12 protein-coding genes are annotated in these 16,390 nt (G+C 54.6%); all 12 read left to right on the forward strand.

Annotated features, from left to right (window positions below):
* Positions 1 to 52: 52 nt before the first annotated feature.
* Positions 53 to 1,363, forward strand: a complete 1,311-nt coding sequence (locus tag QY332_08485) for an aminotransferase class III-fold pyridoxal phosphate-dependent enzyme (GenBank protein WKZ37966.1) — start codon at positions 53 to 55, stop codon at positions 1,361 to 1,363.
* A gap of 47 nt (positions 1,364 to 1,410) precedes the next feature.
* Entirely contained in the window at positions 1,411 to 2,877 is a 1,467-nt protein-coding gene (locus tag QY332_08490) for a CoA-acylating methylmalonate-semialdehyde dehydrogenase (protein WKZ37967.1), read from the forward strand.
* Between the two features lie 80 nt (positions 2,878 to 2,957).
* Complete coding sequence (locus QY332_08495; protein ID WKZ37968.1) at positions 2,958 to 4,595, forward strand: sodium:solute symporter family protein; 1,638 nt, start codon at positions 2,958 to 2,960, stop codon at positions 4,593 to 4,595.
* 74 nt (positions 4,596 to 4,669) lie between these two features.
* On the forward strand, positions 4,670 to 6,028 hold the full coding sequence (locus QY332_08500; GenBank protein WKZ37969.1) for an aminotransferase class III-fold pyridoxal phosphate-dependent enzyme: 1,359 nt from the start codon (positions 4,670 to 4,672) through the stop codon (positions 6,026 to 6,028).
* Positions 6,029 to 6,059: 31 nt separating this feature from the next.
* Positions 6,060 to 7,160 carry an ABC transporter ATP-binding protein gene (locus QY332_08505; GenBank protein WKZ37970.1) on the forward strand — a complete coding sequence of 367 codons (1,101 nt, stop codon included), beginning with the start codon at positions 6,060 to 6,062 and terminating at the stop codon, positions 7,158 to 7,160.
* A gap of 14 nt (positions 7,161 to 7,174) precedes the next feature.
* Positions 7,175 to 8,086 (forward strand): ABC transporter permease, encoded by a 912-nt coding sequence (locus QY332_08510; GenBank protein WKZ37971.1) that lies wholly within the window; start codon positions 7,175 to 7,177, stop codon positions 8,084 to 8,086.
* Positions 8,083 to 9,207 (forward strand): ABC transporter permease, encoded by a 1,125-nt coding sequence (locus QY332_08515; protein ID WKZ37972.1) that lies wholly within the window; start codon positions 8,083 to 8,085, stop codon positions 9,205 to 9,207. The genes QY332_08510 and QY332_08515 overlap by 4 nt, the downstream gene beginning before the upstream one ends.
* Before the next feature lie 98 nt (positions 9,208 to 9,305).
* Complete coding sequence (locus QY332_08520; protein ID WKZ37973.1) at positions 9,306 to 10,445, forward strand: spermidine/putrescine ABC transporter substrate-binding protein; 1,140 nt, start codon at positions 9,306 to 9,308, stop codon at positions 10,443 to 10,445.
* Between the two features lie 184 nt (positions 10,446 to 10,629).
* Positions 10,630 to 11,094, forward strand: a complete 465-nt coding sequence (locus tag QY332_08525; GenBank protein ID WKZ37974.1) for an Lrp/AsnC family transcriptional regulator — start codon at positions 10,630 to 10,632, stop codon at positions 11,092 to 11,094.
* Positions 11,095 to 11,229: 135 nt separating this feature from the next.
* Positions 11,230 to 12,435, forward strand: coding sequence for a saccharopine dehydrogenase C-terminal domain-containing protein (locus tag QY332_08530; protein WKZ37975.1), 1,206 nt, complete (start codon positions 11,230 to 11,232; stop codon positions 12,433 to 12,435).
* Between the two features lie 79 nt (positions 12,436 to 12,514).
* A complete protein-coding gene (locus QY332_08535) occupies positions 12,515 to 14,119 on the forward strand; it encodes a sodium:solute symporter family protein (GenBank protein WKZ37976.1) in 1,605 nt (534 codons plus the stop codon).
* A 261-nt stretch (positions 14,120 to 14,380) separates the two neighbouring features.
* Positions 14,381 to 16,288, forward strand: a complete 1,908-nt coding sequence (locus QY332_08540; GenBank protein ID WKZ37977.1) for an aldehyde ferredoxin oxidoreductase family protein — start codon at positions 14,381 to 14,383, stop codon at positions 16,286 to 16,288.
* Positions 16,289 to 16,390 lie beyond the last annotated feature (102 nt).

A 16,390-nucleotide genomic window follows, 5' to 3' on the forward strand; every position in this document is an offset into this window, starting at 1 on the left:
AAGGTCAAACCGATCTGTGACAGTTGACCTTTGACTTTGTTTTGGAGAACTCATGTCGAATAAACTATCCGCTCAAGAAATTGTTGATATGAATAAGGAATACACCTTCTTCTCATGGAGCGCGCAGGGAACGGTCAACCCCATTCCTGTGACGCATGCGGACGGGGTGTACTTCTACAGCGCCGATGGAAAGCGGTATCTCGATTTTGCGTCCCAGTTGGTAAATACAAATGTCGGACATCAACATCCCAAGGTGGTGAAAGCCATCCAAGACCAAGCCGCCGTGCTGACCTTTGCCAGCCCCGGCGCTGCCACCGAACCGCGCGGCTTGCTCGGCAAGAAATTGGCGGAGATCACCCCCGGAGACTTGAAAAAGACCTTCTTCACCCTCGGCGGCGCGGAAGCAAACGAGAACGCCATCAAGATCGCCCGCCAGTACACAGGCAGGCACAAAATTTTGGCACGCTATCGCTCCTATCACGGCGCGACGCATGGCGCGATTGCGTTGACTGGCGACTACCGTCGTCTCGCCGCGGAGCCTGCCATTTCAGGCGTGGTGCATTTCCTTGACCCGTATTGCTATCGCTGTCCCTTTGGCTGGACCAAGGCTACCTGTCACCGCGAGTGCATCAGTCACGTGGAAGAAGTCATCCAGCATGAAGGTCCCGACCAGATCGCGGCGATCATCCTCGAAGGCGTGACCGGCACGAACGGTCTTATCATTCCGCCGGATGAATACTGGCCCCGCATGCGCGAAATTTGCGACAAGTATGGCATCCTGCTCATTTCCGACGAAGTGATGAGCGGCTGGGGGCGCACCGGCGAGTGGTTCGCCGTGGACAACTGGGAGGTCACCCCCGACATCATCACCACGGCGAAGGGAATTACATCGGGCTACGTTCCGCTTGGCGCAGTCATTGTCCGCGAACATATCGCCAAACATTTCGATGACCATGTCCTTGTAGCAGGACTGACCTACAACGGCCACGCGCTTGCTTGCGCCGCCGCGCTTGCCACCATCGAAGCCTATGAGGAAGATCATATCTTCGAGAACGCCTGCAAGGTGGGGAAATATCTCGGCAAGCGCTTGGAAGAATTGAAAACCAAACATCCGTCCGTGGGAGATGTGCGTTACATCGGCATGTTCTCCGCGTTGGAATTGGTGAAGAACCGCGAGACGAAAGAACCGCTCGACATCACTGCGCTCAAGAACTTCCTCATCTCCAATGGCGTATATGTCTTCAATTTCAAAAACATCCTCTTCGTCGTGCCGCCGCTGATCATTACCGAAGAACAATTGGATGAAGGCTTGAACATGATCGATGAGGGGCTGGCAGAATTGATGGATACACAGACGAATTAATGATATGTAGGGGCGCAGCGTCGCTGCGCCCCTACATCGGAGAAAATATGGAAATCCTAAATTACATCAACGGCGAATGGATAAAACCTAACGTCAGTGACTATTTCGATGTCATCAATCCTGCCACGGGAAAGGTGATTGCAAAGACCCCGCTCAGCACAAAAGCGGATGTGGCTGCAGCGGCGAAAGCGGCAAGTGAAGCGTTTGTCGGCTGGCGCAGAACGCCCGTCAATGACCGTGTGCAGTACCTGTTTAAACTCCGCAACATCATGCGCGAGCATGGTGATGAAATTGCCCAGCTCATCACGGATGAATGCGGCAAGACCCTTGAAGAGGCAAAAGCAGAAATGGTGCGCGCGTACGAAAATATCGAAGTCGCCTGCGGGATGCCGCATATGGGCAAGGGCGAATTTGTGGAGGATATCGCCCCCGGCATCGACGAGATCATGATCCGTCAGCCTGTGGGTGTGTGTGCCACCATCGCACCGTTCAACTTCCCGGGCATGATTCCGTTCTGGTATCTGCCGTATGCGTTGGCGGCGGGCAACACCTACGTTATCAAACCCTCCGAAAAAGTTCCGATGACGATGCAATATATTTTCAAACTCGTCGAGCAGGTTGGCTTCCCCAAGGGCGTGGTCAACATGGTCAACGGCGCGAAGGATGCGGTGGATGGCATTCTTGAGCATCCCGCAATCCGCGCCATCACCTTCGTCGGCTCGACCAACGTGGCGAGGTACATCTACTCCACTGCGGCGGCGCATGGCAAGCGCGTGCAGGCGCAGGGCGGAGCGAAGAATCCCGTCATCATTTTGCCTGATGCGGATATGGAAATGGCGACGAAGATCATCGCCGATTCGGCCTTCGGGTGTGCTGGTCAGCGTTGTTTGGCAGTTTCTTTGGCTGTGACCGTGGGCGAAGCCAAGAACGAATTCACCGAATTGATCTGTGACGCCGCCGCTTCGCGCACCGTCGGCTACGGCATGGACTCGGGCGTGCAGATGGGACCGGTCATCAACACCGCCTCGCAGCAGCGCGTGGAGCAGTTGATCGCGCTCGGTGTAAAGGAAGGCGCAGGCGTCCCCGTGGATGGACGCGGGACGAAGATCAAAGGCTACGAGGGTGGATCCTTCGTCCGCCCGACGATCCTGTCCGACGTCCAGCCTGGAAGCGAGATCTGGAAGACGGAAATCTTTGGTCCCGTGCTCAGTCTCATGCACGTCAACACCATTGATGACGCCGTCCAACTTGCCAACAGCGGCGTGTATGGCAACCAAGCCAGCCTGTTCACTACCAGCGGGAATGCGGCACGGAGATTCCGTTACGAAGTGGATGCGGGCAATATCGGCATCAATATTGGTGTTGCCGCGCCGATGGCATTCTTCCCTTTCAGCGGCTGGAAGGATAGTTTCTTTGGCGACATGCATGGGCAGGGCACGGATGCGGTGGAGTTCTTCACGCAGAAAAAAGTTGTGGTCGAACGTTGGCCGAAGGAATGGAGCCGGAAATTCTAGTTCTGGGTATGCGCGGGCACCCCGGGAGGGCGCCCGCATAAATTCACCCGCTGGGTCGGGAAAAAGGAGATTGCAAAGAAATGGAACTGGAAGGCTATTCACATGTTTGGTTGATCGTGACATTCATCGTCGGCTTTTTTGCCGTGCGCATGGGTGTCGGCATTTGGGCTTCGCGAAAAATTTCAAATGCCGCGGATTATATCGTTGCCGGGCGCAGGTTACCGATCTACATGGTCGGTGCCTCGGTGATGGCAACCTGGTTCGCCGCTGAAACACTGTTGGGGGCGTCTTCGACGGCATATCAATATGGATTTCAGGGGGTGGTGTTCGACCCGTTCGGGGCGGCGGCATGTCTCTTCCTTTCGGCGTTTTTCTTTACGCGCCTGATGCGCCGTGCACGCTACCTGACCGTCGTGGACTTTTTTGAGCGCCGCTACGGAAAGGGAATGACCATTCTGGCTTCGCTGGCCCAACTCTTGACATATTTTGTTTGGACGGGTGCGCAGATCGTTGCCGCTGGCACCATTGTAGTTGCCCTGTTCCCGGATGTGCCGCTCGTGGTCGGGATGGCGCTTGTGACCGTCTGGGTGGTCGGCTACACCATGCTGGGCGGGATGCTGGCAGATACCATGCTTGATTTCATTCAGATGTTTTTCACGGCGGGCGGTGTCACCCTCATTTTTGCATTTCTGCTATATCAAGTGGGCGGCTGGGAAGGCATGACCGCCATCAGCGAAACGCTATACAACCCGAAACCGTTCACCCTTCTGCCGGACATGACGGAAGGCGGGGCTGGGTATCTCGGCTACTTCAAGGCGACCGCCTGGATCTACTGGCTGGCGGCGTGGATGGCGATCGGTCTCGGCTCGGTTCCCACGCAGGACTTGTTCCAGCGTTCCATGTCCGCTCGCAATGAATCGACGGCGGTTTGGGGAACGTATCTGGCGGGTGTACTGTACCTGGTCTTCGGCGTCATGTCTCCTTTGATCGGCATCATGATGTTCAAACTTGACCCGAATGTGGTCAATTTTGACGGGGTGTTGATCATGGCTGCGCTGAATTATGTCCCGCCTGTGCTCGTGGCGCTCTTCATGGCGGCGCTCGCTTCAGCGCTGATGAGCACAGCGGATAGCTCCCTGCTGGCGGGCGCTTCGGTCGTGACCCAGAACCTGTTCCCGTTATTCGGGAAAAAACTCGATTCCGCCAGCGAAGTCAAATGGACACGCATCATGGTTGCCGTCAACGGCACGATTGGCATCGTCATTGCCGCCTCTGCGGCGGTGATCTATGAACTGGGCGTGGTGGCCTGGTCCATCCTGCTGGTCGGCTTGTTCACGCCCTTTGCATTCGGCATGTACTGGAAAAAAGCCAATCAATATGGTGCGGCGGCGGCTTTCATTGGAGGGTTTCTGGCGTGGGCAATCGGCATTGTGATCGCCTACAACGTCGGTATCGGCGGAGACCCCACCCTTCTCGTTTGTGAAGGTGACACGGATTGCGCGTTCTGGGACGCGACCTATATCGCCTCGCTCCCTGCCTTCCTTACTTCCATTGCGATGATGATCGTCGTCTCGCTGGCGACCCAGAAGAAGGATGCCCCCAAGCCGATCACCGATGTGGATGGCGAACGGATGGATACCAATCCTGTTCACTATCTTGGTCTGATTCCCATCAGGGACGCGCTCCGCAAGTTGCGCCCCGAAGAATACGACAAATAGATTTTTTACACCTCATTCGGCGGGTTCCGTCAACGGATGATGGGACCTGCCGAATTATTTCATAAGGAGAGATCATGTCAGGCGATCTTAATCGTGCCATTGAGTATGCTGAAAAATGGATCGAGATCATCCACAAGGCGGATGTTCCGGAAAAGGAGGGGAAGTGGATCATTGATGAATCAAAATATAATTTTGCCGAACATTACAATCGCAACTGGCTCGAGTACCGCAAATCTGTGACGGAGGCGGGCGACTGGGCGGCGGTGGAATGGAGCGGTTCCGGCGCTGTCTTCAAGGATGTGCTGGGACGCGAATATCTGGATTTCCTGGGCGGCTACGGCATGATGGACCTGGGTTGGAGTCACCCCGAGGTGGTGGCGACCGTCCGCGCGCAACTAGACCGCTCGCCGATGCCATCGCAGGAGCTGCTTGACCCGCTGCGTGGTGTGCTGGCGAAATTGCTGGCATCCATCCTGCCCGGCGATTTGAAATACAGCTGGTTTGGCGCAAGCGGTACGGAAGCCAATGAAGCCGCCATGAAAATTGCGAAACTGTACACCGGGAAGACCGCCTTCATTGTGGCGGTGAAAGCCTTCCACGGCAAGACGATGGGCTCGCTTTCACTCATAGGGAAATCGGATTTTCGTGCATCGGTGGGCCCCATGTATGGGGGGCAGGTGTATCATGTCCCGTTCGGTGATGCAGAGGCGGTGGAGCGGCAGCTCGAAATCTGCGATAAGGTTGGCATTGGAGTCGCAGCGGTGGTGTTCGAACCGATTCAGGGCGAGGCAGGGGCGATTGTCCCGCCGGATGATTTCTGGCCCCGCATTCGCGCCGCAACCAGGAAGCATGGTGTGTTGTTAATAGCAGATGAAGTGCAGACGGGATTGGGCAGGACTGGAAAGCTATGGGGCGTGGATCATTGGGATGTTACTCCCGACGTTATCACGGTTGCCAAGTCACTGGGCGGCGGTGTGATGCCCATCAGCGCGGTGACAACCACGGAGGAAATATTCCATCCGATGATGTACCCGAACCCCTTCATGCACACCACGACCACCGGCGGCGGTGCGCTGGCCTGTTCGGCCGCGATCGCTGCCATTCATATCACTCTGCGTGAGCGCCTTTGGGAAAAAGCTGCGGAGAAGGGCGAATATCTTATTGAAAATTTGGATAAATTCGTTGTACAATATCCGCAAATTTATGAGAAAATAACTGGCAAAGGTCTTCTGATTGGTATGCATTTCAAAAATCCCGAAACAGGCTATAAAGTGGCTTCCGCGTTATTCAGGCGCAATGTTTTGGTGGCAGGGACATTGACAAACGCGCAGACGATCCGGATTGAGCCACCGCTGGTTGTCATGCGGGAGCAGATGGATGCATTGCTTGATCGTCTCGACGACGCGCTAAAGGAAATCAGCAAATCGATGTAATTTACTTCATACTATTCAGAGGAGAAGATGGATGACCAGTGAGTATGCAGTTGAAATGCAGGATGTTCTAAAGCAGTTCGTAACACCGGAGGGCGGTATTTTGGCGGCGGTCAATCATGTCACCATGCAGATCAAGGATGGCGAGTTCTTTTCCCTGCTCGGTCCATCCGGCTGCGGCAAGACGACCTCCCTGCGAATGATCGCTGGCTTTGAATTGCCGACGGAAGGTAAAATCCTGATTCATGGCAAGGAGATGAGCCAGGTTCCTGCTTTTCAACGGCCCGTCAATACGGTCTTTCAACAATATGCCCTCTTTCCGCATATGACCGTCGAACAGAATATTGCGTTTGGCCTGGAAATGAAAGGGGTCTCCCGGACCGAACGTTCCAAACGGGTTTCAGAAGCACTGGAAATGGTCCGTTTGCCGGGCATGGAGATGCGCCGTCCCAAACAATTATCCGGTGGACAGCAACAGCGCATCGCCCTTGCCCGTGCCTTGATCAACAAACCTGAAGTCCTTCTCCTCGACGAACCGCTTGGTGCGCTTGACCTGAAGCTGCGCAAGGAAATGCAATTGGAATTGAAAACGCTCCAGCGCGAGGTTGGGATTACGTTCATATATGTCACCCATGACCAGGAGGAGGCGCTCACCATGAGTGACCGCATCGCAGTCATGAGCAAGGGGGTCGCATTACAGATCGGCGTACCGGAGGAGATCTATGAACGCCCCGCCACCAAGTTCGTTGCGGACTTCATTGGTGAGACCAATTTCCTGGACGGTGTTGTGAAGGGACAGAGCGGCTCAAAGGTTGAAATTGACCTGACAGGAACAGGGATCGTCTTTGTCGAATCGAGCCGAACGTTCACGAACGGACAACAGGTAACCGTGGCGGTGCGTCCCGAAAAACTCTCGTTGAATTCCGATCGCAAAGATGGAAATACCCTCAAAGGACATGTGGAGGAGGTTATCTACATTGGCACCGATACGCATTATGGTGTGCGATTCCCCGGCGGTCACAAGGCGCGTGTTCGCGAGCAGAATATTACGCTTGCTCGAAAATCCATCGCGAAGACCGGTGACGAAGTGACAATGTCCTTTACCTTTACTTCGCCCCGCGTTCTCACAGAATAGGGCGGGGGATTACTATGCTTAAATTCTTCCGCGGTAAAAAAGGGTTTCAACTTTTAGGATTGCTGGGTCCGGGGGCGCTATGGATATTTCTCTTTTTCAACCTGCCGATCCTGATCATGCTTTTCATTAGTTTTGTCGAGCGCGGACGCGCCGGCGGCATTAAGCTCCCGCCCGTGTACACGCTCAACAACTATGAATTGTTCTTCAACGCCTGCGCCTCCGATTTTGCAGGCGTGAATTGCAATCCTTTTCTCTATATGGGGATTTTCGGGAATTCTGTCCGTATCGCGCTGGTGGTGACATTCTGGTGCATCGTCATCGGCTACCCGCTGTCCTATTTTATTGCAAGGCAAAAACCCGTCTGGCGCGATGCGTTGATGATTCTCGTCATCATCCCATTCTGGACGAATTTCCTCGTCCGCACGTACGCGCTCAAATCGGTTCTTGCGACAGAGGGTCTGCTCAATACATTCCTGATGAATTTGCGCCTGATTGGCGGCCCTTTGGATTTACTCTTCAATGAGTTTGCGGTTGTCGTCGGTTTGATCTACGGCTACCTGCCCTTCGCTGTCCTGCCGATGTACGCGTCCATCGAAAAGTTCGACCACTCCCTTATGGAAGCCGCTGCGGACTTGGGAGCGCCGCCACAGCGTGCCTTCTGGCGGGTGATGCTGCCGATGACCCTGCCCGGCGTCGCCGCCGCGCTCATCCTCGTATTTGTTCCCGTTGTTGGGGCTTTCATCACGCCCGACATCATGGGCGGCGGGAAGGTCGAGATGATCGGCACGCTGATCAACCGTCAGTTTGGCGTGGCGCGCAACTGGCCCTTTGGTTCGGCAATGTCGCTGGTGTTGATGACGCTGGTGTTGATCGGGGTGGTCGCCTACTTCCGTTCCAGCAATGAAGAGACGCGGAGGGCGATGTGAGTGCATTTCCTGTGTATCCCCGCCAAAAAGTGCGCCTCGGTACACGGATCGGCAGCTGGCTTCTCGGGTCAAATGCGGCTTTGGTGTTTGGCTTCCTTTATCTGCCGGTGATCATCTTGATCATCTTTTCCTTCAATGATACCCGCTCGGTAGCGGTGTTTACAGGATTTTCGACAGAATGGTATTTGAAACTCTCCCAAAACACCGAACTTCTGGAAGCGGCTCGCAATAGCCTGTTGGTTGGTTTGATTACTACCATTGTCGCCACTGTCATCGGCACGTTGACAGCCCTGGCAATGGACCGTTACCGCTTCAAGTTGCGGACTACCTTTGATGCCAATTTGTATCTCCCGATTGTTATTCCTGAGATCGTCATGGGCATTGCCCTGCTGTTGTTCTTCAATCAGGCGCTTTTCCCGTTTATGCAAAACGTGTTTGGCATCCGTGCGACGACCGGATTGCACACCATTACTTTAGCGCACATCGCCTTCGACATCCCCTTTGTCTATGTCATCGTGCGCGCCCGCCTGGCGGACTTCGACCGCACGCTGGAGGAAGCCGCCGCAGACCTTGGCGCGGACGAGTGGAATACCTTCAAGCGGGTGACCCTGCCCCTGCTTATGCCCGGCATCATCGGCGGCGCTCTCATGGCGTTCACCCTGTCTTTGGATGACTACCTGATCACCGTCTTTACCAAGGGCGTGCAGGATCAGACCATGCCGTTGTACATCTATTCGCTTGTGCGCAAAGGCGTCACCCCGGAGATTAACGCGCTCTCCACGGTACTGCTCGTTGGTTCCATTGGCTTGGTCGGGCTTTCCCTGACAGCCCAAAGCGGCGGCGCGCTCTACACGCGCGCCATGTCCTTTGGCGCCGGGCTGGGGCTTGGTGCATACGGCTTGTCCAGCCTGCCTGCGGTGTTTGCGCCGGGCGATTTTACGGCAGCGTCCCTGATTATTCGGCTTCTCTTGCTGGCGGGTTGTTACTGGGCTTGGAATTCCTTCAAAGGCTTCCGCGAAGAATTGCATGAGACGAACAACCCCGGCAGGGTGCTTGCATGGATTGCGGTTTTTATCGTCGCCTTCGCCGCATACCTATCCATGTTCCTGTTACTATCCTGATGAATGAAAGGAGGTGGTTCCCTGTTCTATCCGCATAGTTATAAATCCGCCTAGACGGAGACCGTTGACCGATACAAAGAAAAAGGAGAGATGAAGAAATGAAAAAGAGTTTGATTTACCTGTTTGTGCTTGTGGCTCTTGTGCTTTCGGCGTGTCAGCCCGCCCCTGATGCCGTGCCCGCCGACGGCTCGGATGCAGGCGGCGCTGCGGAACTGTCCGAGCGTTGCGGCGATGGCAGCCAGCCGCTCGCAGAACGAATTTATTTCTACAACTGGGTTGAGTATTTCGACCCCTCTATCAAGGACATGTTCATGGAGGAATGCGGCGTGGAGGTCGTGGAGACCAATTTCGACTCGAACGAAACGCTTCTCGCCACGCTCCAGGCTGGCGGCGCCGACTACGACATTATCGTCCCCTCGGATTACATGGTGCAGATTATGATTTCCGAAGGTATGTTGATGGAACTCGATTTCAACCTCATCAGCAACATTTCCAACATGGACGACCTGAACGTCAACCAATACTTCGATCCCGAACAAAAATATACCGTTCCCTATTTCTGGGGAACCTCTGGTTTTGCCGTGGACACAAACGTTGTGACCGAATACGAAGATTCCTGGAGCATGATGTTCGATCCGAATTCGCCCTACTGCGGCCAGATCAGCATGTTGGACGACCAGCGTGAAACCATTGGCGCTGCGCTCATGTATCTTGGGTATCCCCTAAATTCCACCGATCCTGCCCAACTCGAAGAAGCCAAGGACCTGCTGATCGAGCAATCCAAGTGCGTAAAAGCCTATGACAGCCAGACCAATGATGACCTGGTCGTTGCCGGCGAAACCGTCCTTGGTCATATGTGGACGGGTGATGCAATTCTCGCCGGACTGCCCGATTACGGCGGACGCGATGGCATTATTTATGTCATCCCGCAGGAAGGCTGCGTCATCTGGCAGGATAACCTCGCGATCCCCGTGAATGCGCCGAACGCTTATACTGCGATGGTCTTCATCAACTACCTCAACTACCCCGAGATTGCCGCGCAGAACGTGGAGTTTGTCGGTTATGGAACGCCAAACGAAGCCTCCAAGGAATTCATTGACCCCGAAATGCTTGCAGACGAAGGCATCTATCCGCCCCCGGATGTTGAAGCCCGATTGCAATGGATCGAGGATGTGGGCGATGCTCTTCAGTTGTACGACCGCATCTGGACGGAGTTCAAAGCTTCCATTGGCAGCTAGTTGATTTGAGACGGCAGTCGCATTCGGAGCGGCTGCCGTTTTTTAATGGCTGGCAGCGGCAGGCGTTTGTATAAAGTCATGATTAGGCCGTCCTAATGGTAGAATCAGCACAAAATTGATGTAAATTATGATTATTCATCATAATGTAGTTGACATTTTTGCAGAAAAGGAATAACATTTAAATATGGACAGCGCAATTGGCAATCACTCTGAGCGGCTGGACAAGATAGACATGTATATTATCGATGCAATGCGGCGGGACGGCAGGGAAGCCTTCGCTCAAATTGCTGAAAATCTCGGCGTTTCGCCTGGCATGGTCCGCCAGCGCTACAACCGCCTCGTAAAACTTGGTTACCTAAAAGTCGTCGCTGTCACCAACCCGCTTATGATGGGTAAGCGCACCATGGCCATGATCGGCGTCCGCACGGATGGGCGCAAAATGCTGGAAGTGGCAAACAAGCTTATTAAATTCGACGAGGTTGTTTACATCGTCGTTGTCAGCGGCAGGTTCGACATCATGGTCGAAGTCTTTTGTAGTGACCACGAGGACCTGCTTAAATTCATGACCGAAAAACTTGCAAAGGTGGATGGAGTCCGCGAGACGGAATCCTTCATGTATCTGAAGATCACCAAAGAGATCTATTTTTAGAAACGAATGCATCCAGCCTGCCTGTTAACTTATTCTTACCATTTCGCACGCTCTCCTCTGAGCGTTTTCAAAGATTGTTTTGTATTCTAACTCGCTCATGCGCGGGTTATAAAACCTATGGAGAATGGAAAGGTCATGAGAATATTGCTAGTAGGAGTGGGCGGAGTGGGGGAGGCCATTGCCGCAATCGCCAGGCCGCGCAAGTGGATGGAGTTGATGGTGCTGGCAGATTACAATGTCAAACGCGCTGAAGAGGTGCAGAAAAAACTGGGGGACAACAAGCGCTTTCCCGTCGAGTTCATCGACGCGGGGGACCAGCAAAGCATCGAAGAACTGGCCAAGAAATACCGGGTGGATCTCATCATGAACTCGGTGGATCCCATTTTCAACAAGCAGATCTTCGATGCCGCCTATAAGGTCGGCGTGACCTACATGGACATGGCGATGACACTCTCTGAACCGCATCCCACCGACCCGTTCAACAAGCCCGGCGTGAAACTGGGCGACTACCAGTTCGAAAAAGCCAAGGACTGGGAAAAGAAAGGTTTGCTCGCGCTCGTTGGTATCGGCGTGGAGCCTGGCATGGCGGATGTCTTCGCCCGCTATGCGGCGGATCATCTTTTCGACGAGATTGACGAAGTTGGCGTCCGTGACGGAGCGAATATCACCATCGAAGGCTATGACTTTGCTCCTAACTTCTCCATCTGGACAACCATCGAAGAATGCCTGAATCCACCAGTGATCTGGCAGGACGGGCAGTGGTTTACCACACCGCCGTTCTCCGAACCTGAGATATTTGACTTCCCTGAGATCGGACCTGTCGAAGTCGTTAACGTGGAACATGAGGAGGTACTGCTTGTGCCGCGCTGGGTCAAGGCGAAGCGCGTCACGTTCAAGTATGGATTGGGCGATGAGTTCATCAGTGTTTTGAAAACCCTGCACATGCTCGGCTTGGATAATAAGGAGAAGATAAACGTCAAAGGTGTACAGGTCGCGCCGCGAGATGTGGTTGCCGCCTGTCTGCCAGACCCTGCTCATCTGGGGGATAAGATGAAGGGTAAGACCTGCGCGGGGACGTATGTAACAGGCACAAAGGATGGAAAGAAGCGGGCGGTCTATCTCTATCAGGTTGCGGATAACGAAGAATGCATGAAGGCGTGGGGCTGCCAGGCGGTTGTCGCGCAGACCGCCTTCTCCGCGGTAATCGCAATGGATTTGCTGAAGCACGGTGCCTGGAAAGGCAAAGGTGTACTGGGACCCGAGGCCTTCCCACCTGATCCATTCATGGAAAAAATGACAGATTACGGCTTTCCTTATGGAATGAAGGAACTGACCGCATAGAAAAAACAAAGCGGACAAACGTGAGAGCGTTTGTCCGCTAATTTTTTGCGGAGTGATGTCCGCGTTTTTGGAGGGCACCATGGATGGGTACGAATACTCAGGTTTGATCATCGGGGGGATTGTGGTGATTTTGATAATCCGTTTGGGGGTTGGGTATTGGGCGTCTAAAAAAGTGGAGACGACAACGGATTATGTGCTGGCGGGACGCCGCCTGCCGTTGTGGATGGCGGCTCCGTCCATCATGGCGACCTGGTTCGCCGCAGAGACGTTGATGGGGTCGAGTTCGGAGGCGTATAAATATGGCTTGCAAGGTGTGATCTTCGACCCGTTTGGCGCGACGTTGTGCCTCGTGTTGTCCGCCTTCCTGATCGTGCGCCTGGCGCGCCGCGCACAATATGTGACGATCATGGATTTCTTCCAACAGCGTTACGGCACGACCATGTCGGTGGTGGGATCGGTGGCACAGATCATTGGCTACTTCGGCTGGACGGCGGCGCAGATCGTGGCAGGCGGCGCAATTTTGCAAGCCCTGCTCGGCTGGGATTTGTCCGTGGGCATGGTGCTGGTGGCTGGCGTGGTGACGATCTACACGATGGCAGGCGGTCTATGGGCGGATACCGCGCTCGACTTCATGCAGATGTTCCTGACGACCATCGGCTTGCTGGTCATCTTCATCGGCATCTTATGGGCGGTGGGTGGTCTCGATGCCTTCCTTGGCATGGCGGGCGCGCAGTACACCGATTATCCCTTCGCGCTTGCGCCAACAGAGGAGGAGGGCTATCTCGGCTATAGCGGCACGTTGGGATGGTTCTACTATGCCGCGGCGTGGATGGCGATCGGCCTCGGTTCCATTCCTGCGCAGGATTATCTCCAGCGCACCTGCGCCGCAAAGAACGAAAACGTGGCGGTCAAAGCCACCTATATTGCCGCGTTCCTGTACATCACCTTCGGTGTGCTTTCCCCGTTCATCGGCATGGCAGCATATTCCGCCATCGGACCCGATATTCCATCGGATGAAACGCAATTTATCATCATCACGATGGCGATGAAATACCTGCACCCAATTTTGACGGCGCTCTTTGTGGCGGCGCTTGCCTCGGCGTTGATGAGCACCTCCGACAGTTCCATGCTGGCTGGGGCGACAATGTTCACGGAGAATATCGTCAAGGCCTTCAAGCCCGACCTCGCGGATAAAACCCAATTACTTCTCACCCGTCTTGCGCTCGCAGTCAGCGGCATCTTAAGCCTCATCATCGCGCTCTGGGCGGAAACCATCTACGAGCTGGCAATACTGGCGAATACCTGTATTCTGGTCGGAATGGTGGCGCCTTATGTGATCGGCATGTATTGGAAGAAAGCCAATCACATCGGCGCGCTCACATCATTCTTCTCTGGCTCGATATCGTGGGGCTTTCTCTCGGTTTATTACTACCAGCAGACCTTCGTCCTCTGTGAAGGCGACTTGTACTGTTCGTTTTGGGATGCCGTTTATATCGCATCCACGCCCGCCTTCATCATCTCGATCATCGCCTTCATCATCGTATCGCTGGCGACGGGCAAGATCGACCCGCCGAAGATCTTGAAGGATGTGTACGGTAAACCTGTGGACATGAAGAACGCGCTTGGATGGGGCAACCTGAACGACCTGCCCGAATCCTCCGCTTCCCCCGCCGCTGACGATTGAATCCGTTATGGAGTCAGGTAGTTTAGTGCCACGCAGTGGTGTGCTCCCGAACGGCGATGAGCCGCCTGACTCCATAATTAAACTCAAAGAGTAGAAAAAGCCTCTTGACGCCTCACCAGCCGTCGGTTGGGAAGGCAGGCGTCACAGGCCTGCAGGAAAAGGTTTGGGCTTGGGTCGCATCCTGTCGCTTTCGGAAATGCCAAGTTGTAGAAAGTCAAAGGCAGTTGTTATAATTGTGGAAAAATTCATACGGAGGATGCCATGCCAAACGGATATAACGGAAAGATCCTGCACGTTGATTTGACAAAGGGCACGCTTGGAGTGGAGGAGCCGAACGAGGCGTTTTATCGCAAGTACCTGGGCGGGAGCGCGATGGGAATGCACTACATCCTGCGCGAGATGCCGAAGGGCGCCGACCCGCTTGGTCCTGAAAATGTTCTGACATTGTTCGCAGGTGTGACGACGGGCGCGGCAATCTCTGGTCAGAGTCGTTTGAATGCAAATGCCAAGTCACCCATCAGCGGCGGTATCGGCGACTCGCAGAGCGGCGGGTTTTTCCCTGCCGAGTTGAAGTTTGCCGGGTTTGACGGAATTGTAATTAAGGGGAAGTCCTCGAAGCCTGTGTATCTGGCGATCATCGAAGGTAAATATGAACTGCGCGACGCGGCGCATTTGATGGGGAAGAAATCGGGGGAGGTGGATGACATCATCCATAAGGAAGTTGACCCGAAAGCGGAAATCTTGCAGCATGGCATGGGCGCGGAAAATGGCGTGCTGTTCTCATCCTTGGTTTCCATGTCCAACCGCCACAACGGACGCACGGGCATGGGCCTGGTAATGGCTTCCAAGAATTTGAAAGCCGTGGTGGTGCGCGGTAAAAAGAAACCCACGCTTGCGGATTCCAAGGCGCTCACCGCGCTCAACAAGATGGGTCCCAAGATACTGCCCGACAACCCCGATATGCCCGGACTGGCGAATGACGGAACCGCGACAGTGGTGGCGTTCAATAATACGATTGGAACACTCCCGACTCGCAACTATAACGAAGGTCAGTTTGAGCATTTTGAAGCCATCAGCGGCGAGACGATGTCCGCCACGATTTTGAAGGGGCGGGATACCTGCTATGCCTGTGTTGTCCGTTGTAAGCGCGTAGTCGAGATCAAGGAAGGCGCGTACAAGGTCGATCCCCGCTATGGCGGCGCCGAATATGAGACCATCGGCACGTTCGGCTCGTACTGCGGAGTCAGCGACCTGGCGGCGGTCAATCTTGCGAATCAGATCTGCAACGAATACGCGGTGGACACTATTGCCGCGGGCGCGACCATCGCTTTTGCGATGGAATGTTTCGAGAATGGCGTCATCACGAAGGAGCAGACGGGCGGTCTTGAACTCAAGTTCGGCGATGCCGATGCGATGATCAAGGCATTGAAAATGATGGTCAACGCCGAGGGCGATTTTGGTAAGGCGCTTTCGCAAGGCTCCGAACGCGCCGCGAAGATCTGGGGCAGCGGCGCGGATGAATTCCTCATCACCGTCAAAGGCGCAGAGGCTCCTGCTCACATGCCGCAGGCGAAGCGTTCGCTCGGCTTGATCTACGCGGTCAATCCCTTCGGCGCGGATCACCAGTCCTCCGAGCATGATCCGTATTACGAAGAGGGCGTTGCCGACCTCAACCTAGACCGCCTCAAACTGCTTGGACTTGGCGAGCCGCAGCCTGCTTACAGCCTCACTCCCGAAAAAGTCCGCTTTGCTTACCTGACCGAAGTTTTCTATTCGATGGTCGACTCGCTTGAAGTCTGCCAGTTCGTCTTTGGTCCTGCGTGGACGCTTTACGGTCCCGCCGAGACGGTCGAGATGGTGCGTGCCGTCACGGGCTGGGACGTGACCGTTGAGGAGTTGATGGCGGTCGGCGAACGCCGTTTGGACCTCTTCCGCGTGTTCAACGCCCGCGAAGGGCTGACCCGCAAGGACGACAAACTGCCCAAGAAATTCTTCAAGGAATTGAAGGGTACGGGTCCCACCGCTGGCTTCTCCCTGACCCATGAGGAAGTTGAGACCGCTCTCGACACCTACTACAAGATGGCAGGCTGGACGAACGACGGCGTCCCCACGCCCGATACGCTCAAGAAGCACGATATCGAGTGGGCGGTTGATTACCTGCCCGCGTAGCCAATTAAACACAAAGGGCACGAAGGAATAAAGTGGGTAGGTGCAAGACCTCCCCTTTGTGTACTTCGTGCCCTTCGTGTTTGAAGAAGAATTAGGAAATCC

It is taken from the genome of Anaerolineales bacterium (assembly GCA_030583885.1).
Lineage (GTDB): Bacteria > Chloroflexota > Anaerolineae > Anaerolineales > Villigracilaceae > Villigracilis.

Coding starts and splice junctions, on each gene's coding strand:
- QY332_08520 (WKZ37973.1), top strand. CDS start 9,306: ATGAAAAAGAGTTTGATTTACCTGTTTGTGCTTGTGGCTCTTGTGCTT.
- QY332_08500 (WKZ37969.1), top strand. CDS start 4,670: ATGTCAGGCGATCTTAATCGTGCCATTGAGTATGCTGAAAAATGGATC.
- QY332_08490 (WKZ37967.1), top strand. CDS start 1,411: ATGGAAATCCTAAATTACATCAACGGCGAATGGATAAAACCTAACGTC.
- QY332_08495 (WKZ37968.1), top strand. CDS start 2,958: ATGGAACTGGAAGGCTATTCACATGTTTGGTTGATCGTGACATTCATC.
- QY332_08510 (WKZ37971.1), top strand. CDS start 7,175: ATGCTTAAATTCTTCCGCGGTAAAAAAGGGTTTCAACTTTTAGGATTG.
- QY332_08530 (WKZ37975.1), top strand. CDS start 11,230: ATGAGAATATTGCTAGTAGGAGTGGGCGGAGTGGGGGAGGCCATTGCC.
- QY332_08485 (WKZ37966.1), top strand. CDS start 53: ATGTCGAATAAACTATCCGCTCAAGAAATTGTTGATATGAATAAGGAA.
- QY332_08525 (WKZ37974.1), top strand. CDS start 10,630: ATGGACAGCGCAATTGGCAATCACTCTGAGCGGCTGGACAAGATAGAC.
- QY332_08540 (WKZ37977.1), top strand. CDS start 14,381: ATGCCAAACGGATATAACGGAAAGATCCTGCACGTTGATTTGACAAAG.
- QY332_08505 (WKZ37970.1), top strand. CDS start 6,060: ATGACCAGTGAGTATGCAGTTGAAATGCAGGATGTTCTAAAGCAGTTC.
- QY332_08535 (WKZ37976.1), top strand. CDS start 12,515: ATGGATGGGTACGAATACTCAGGTTTGATCATCGGGGGGATTGTGGTG.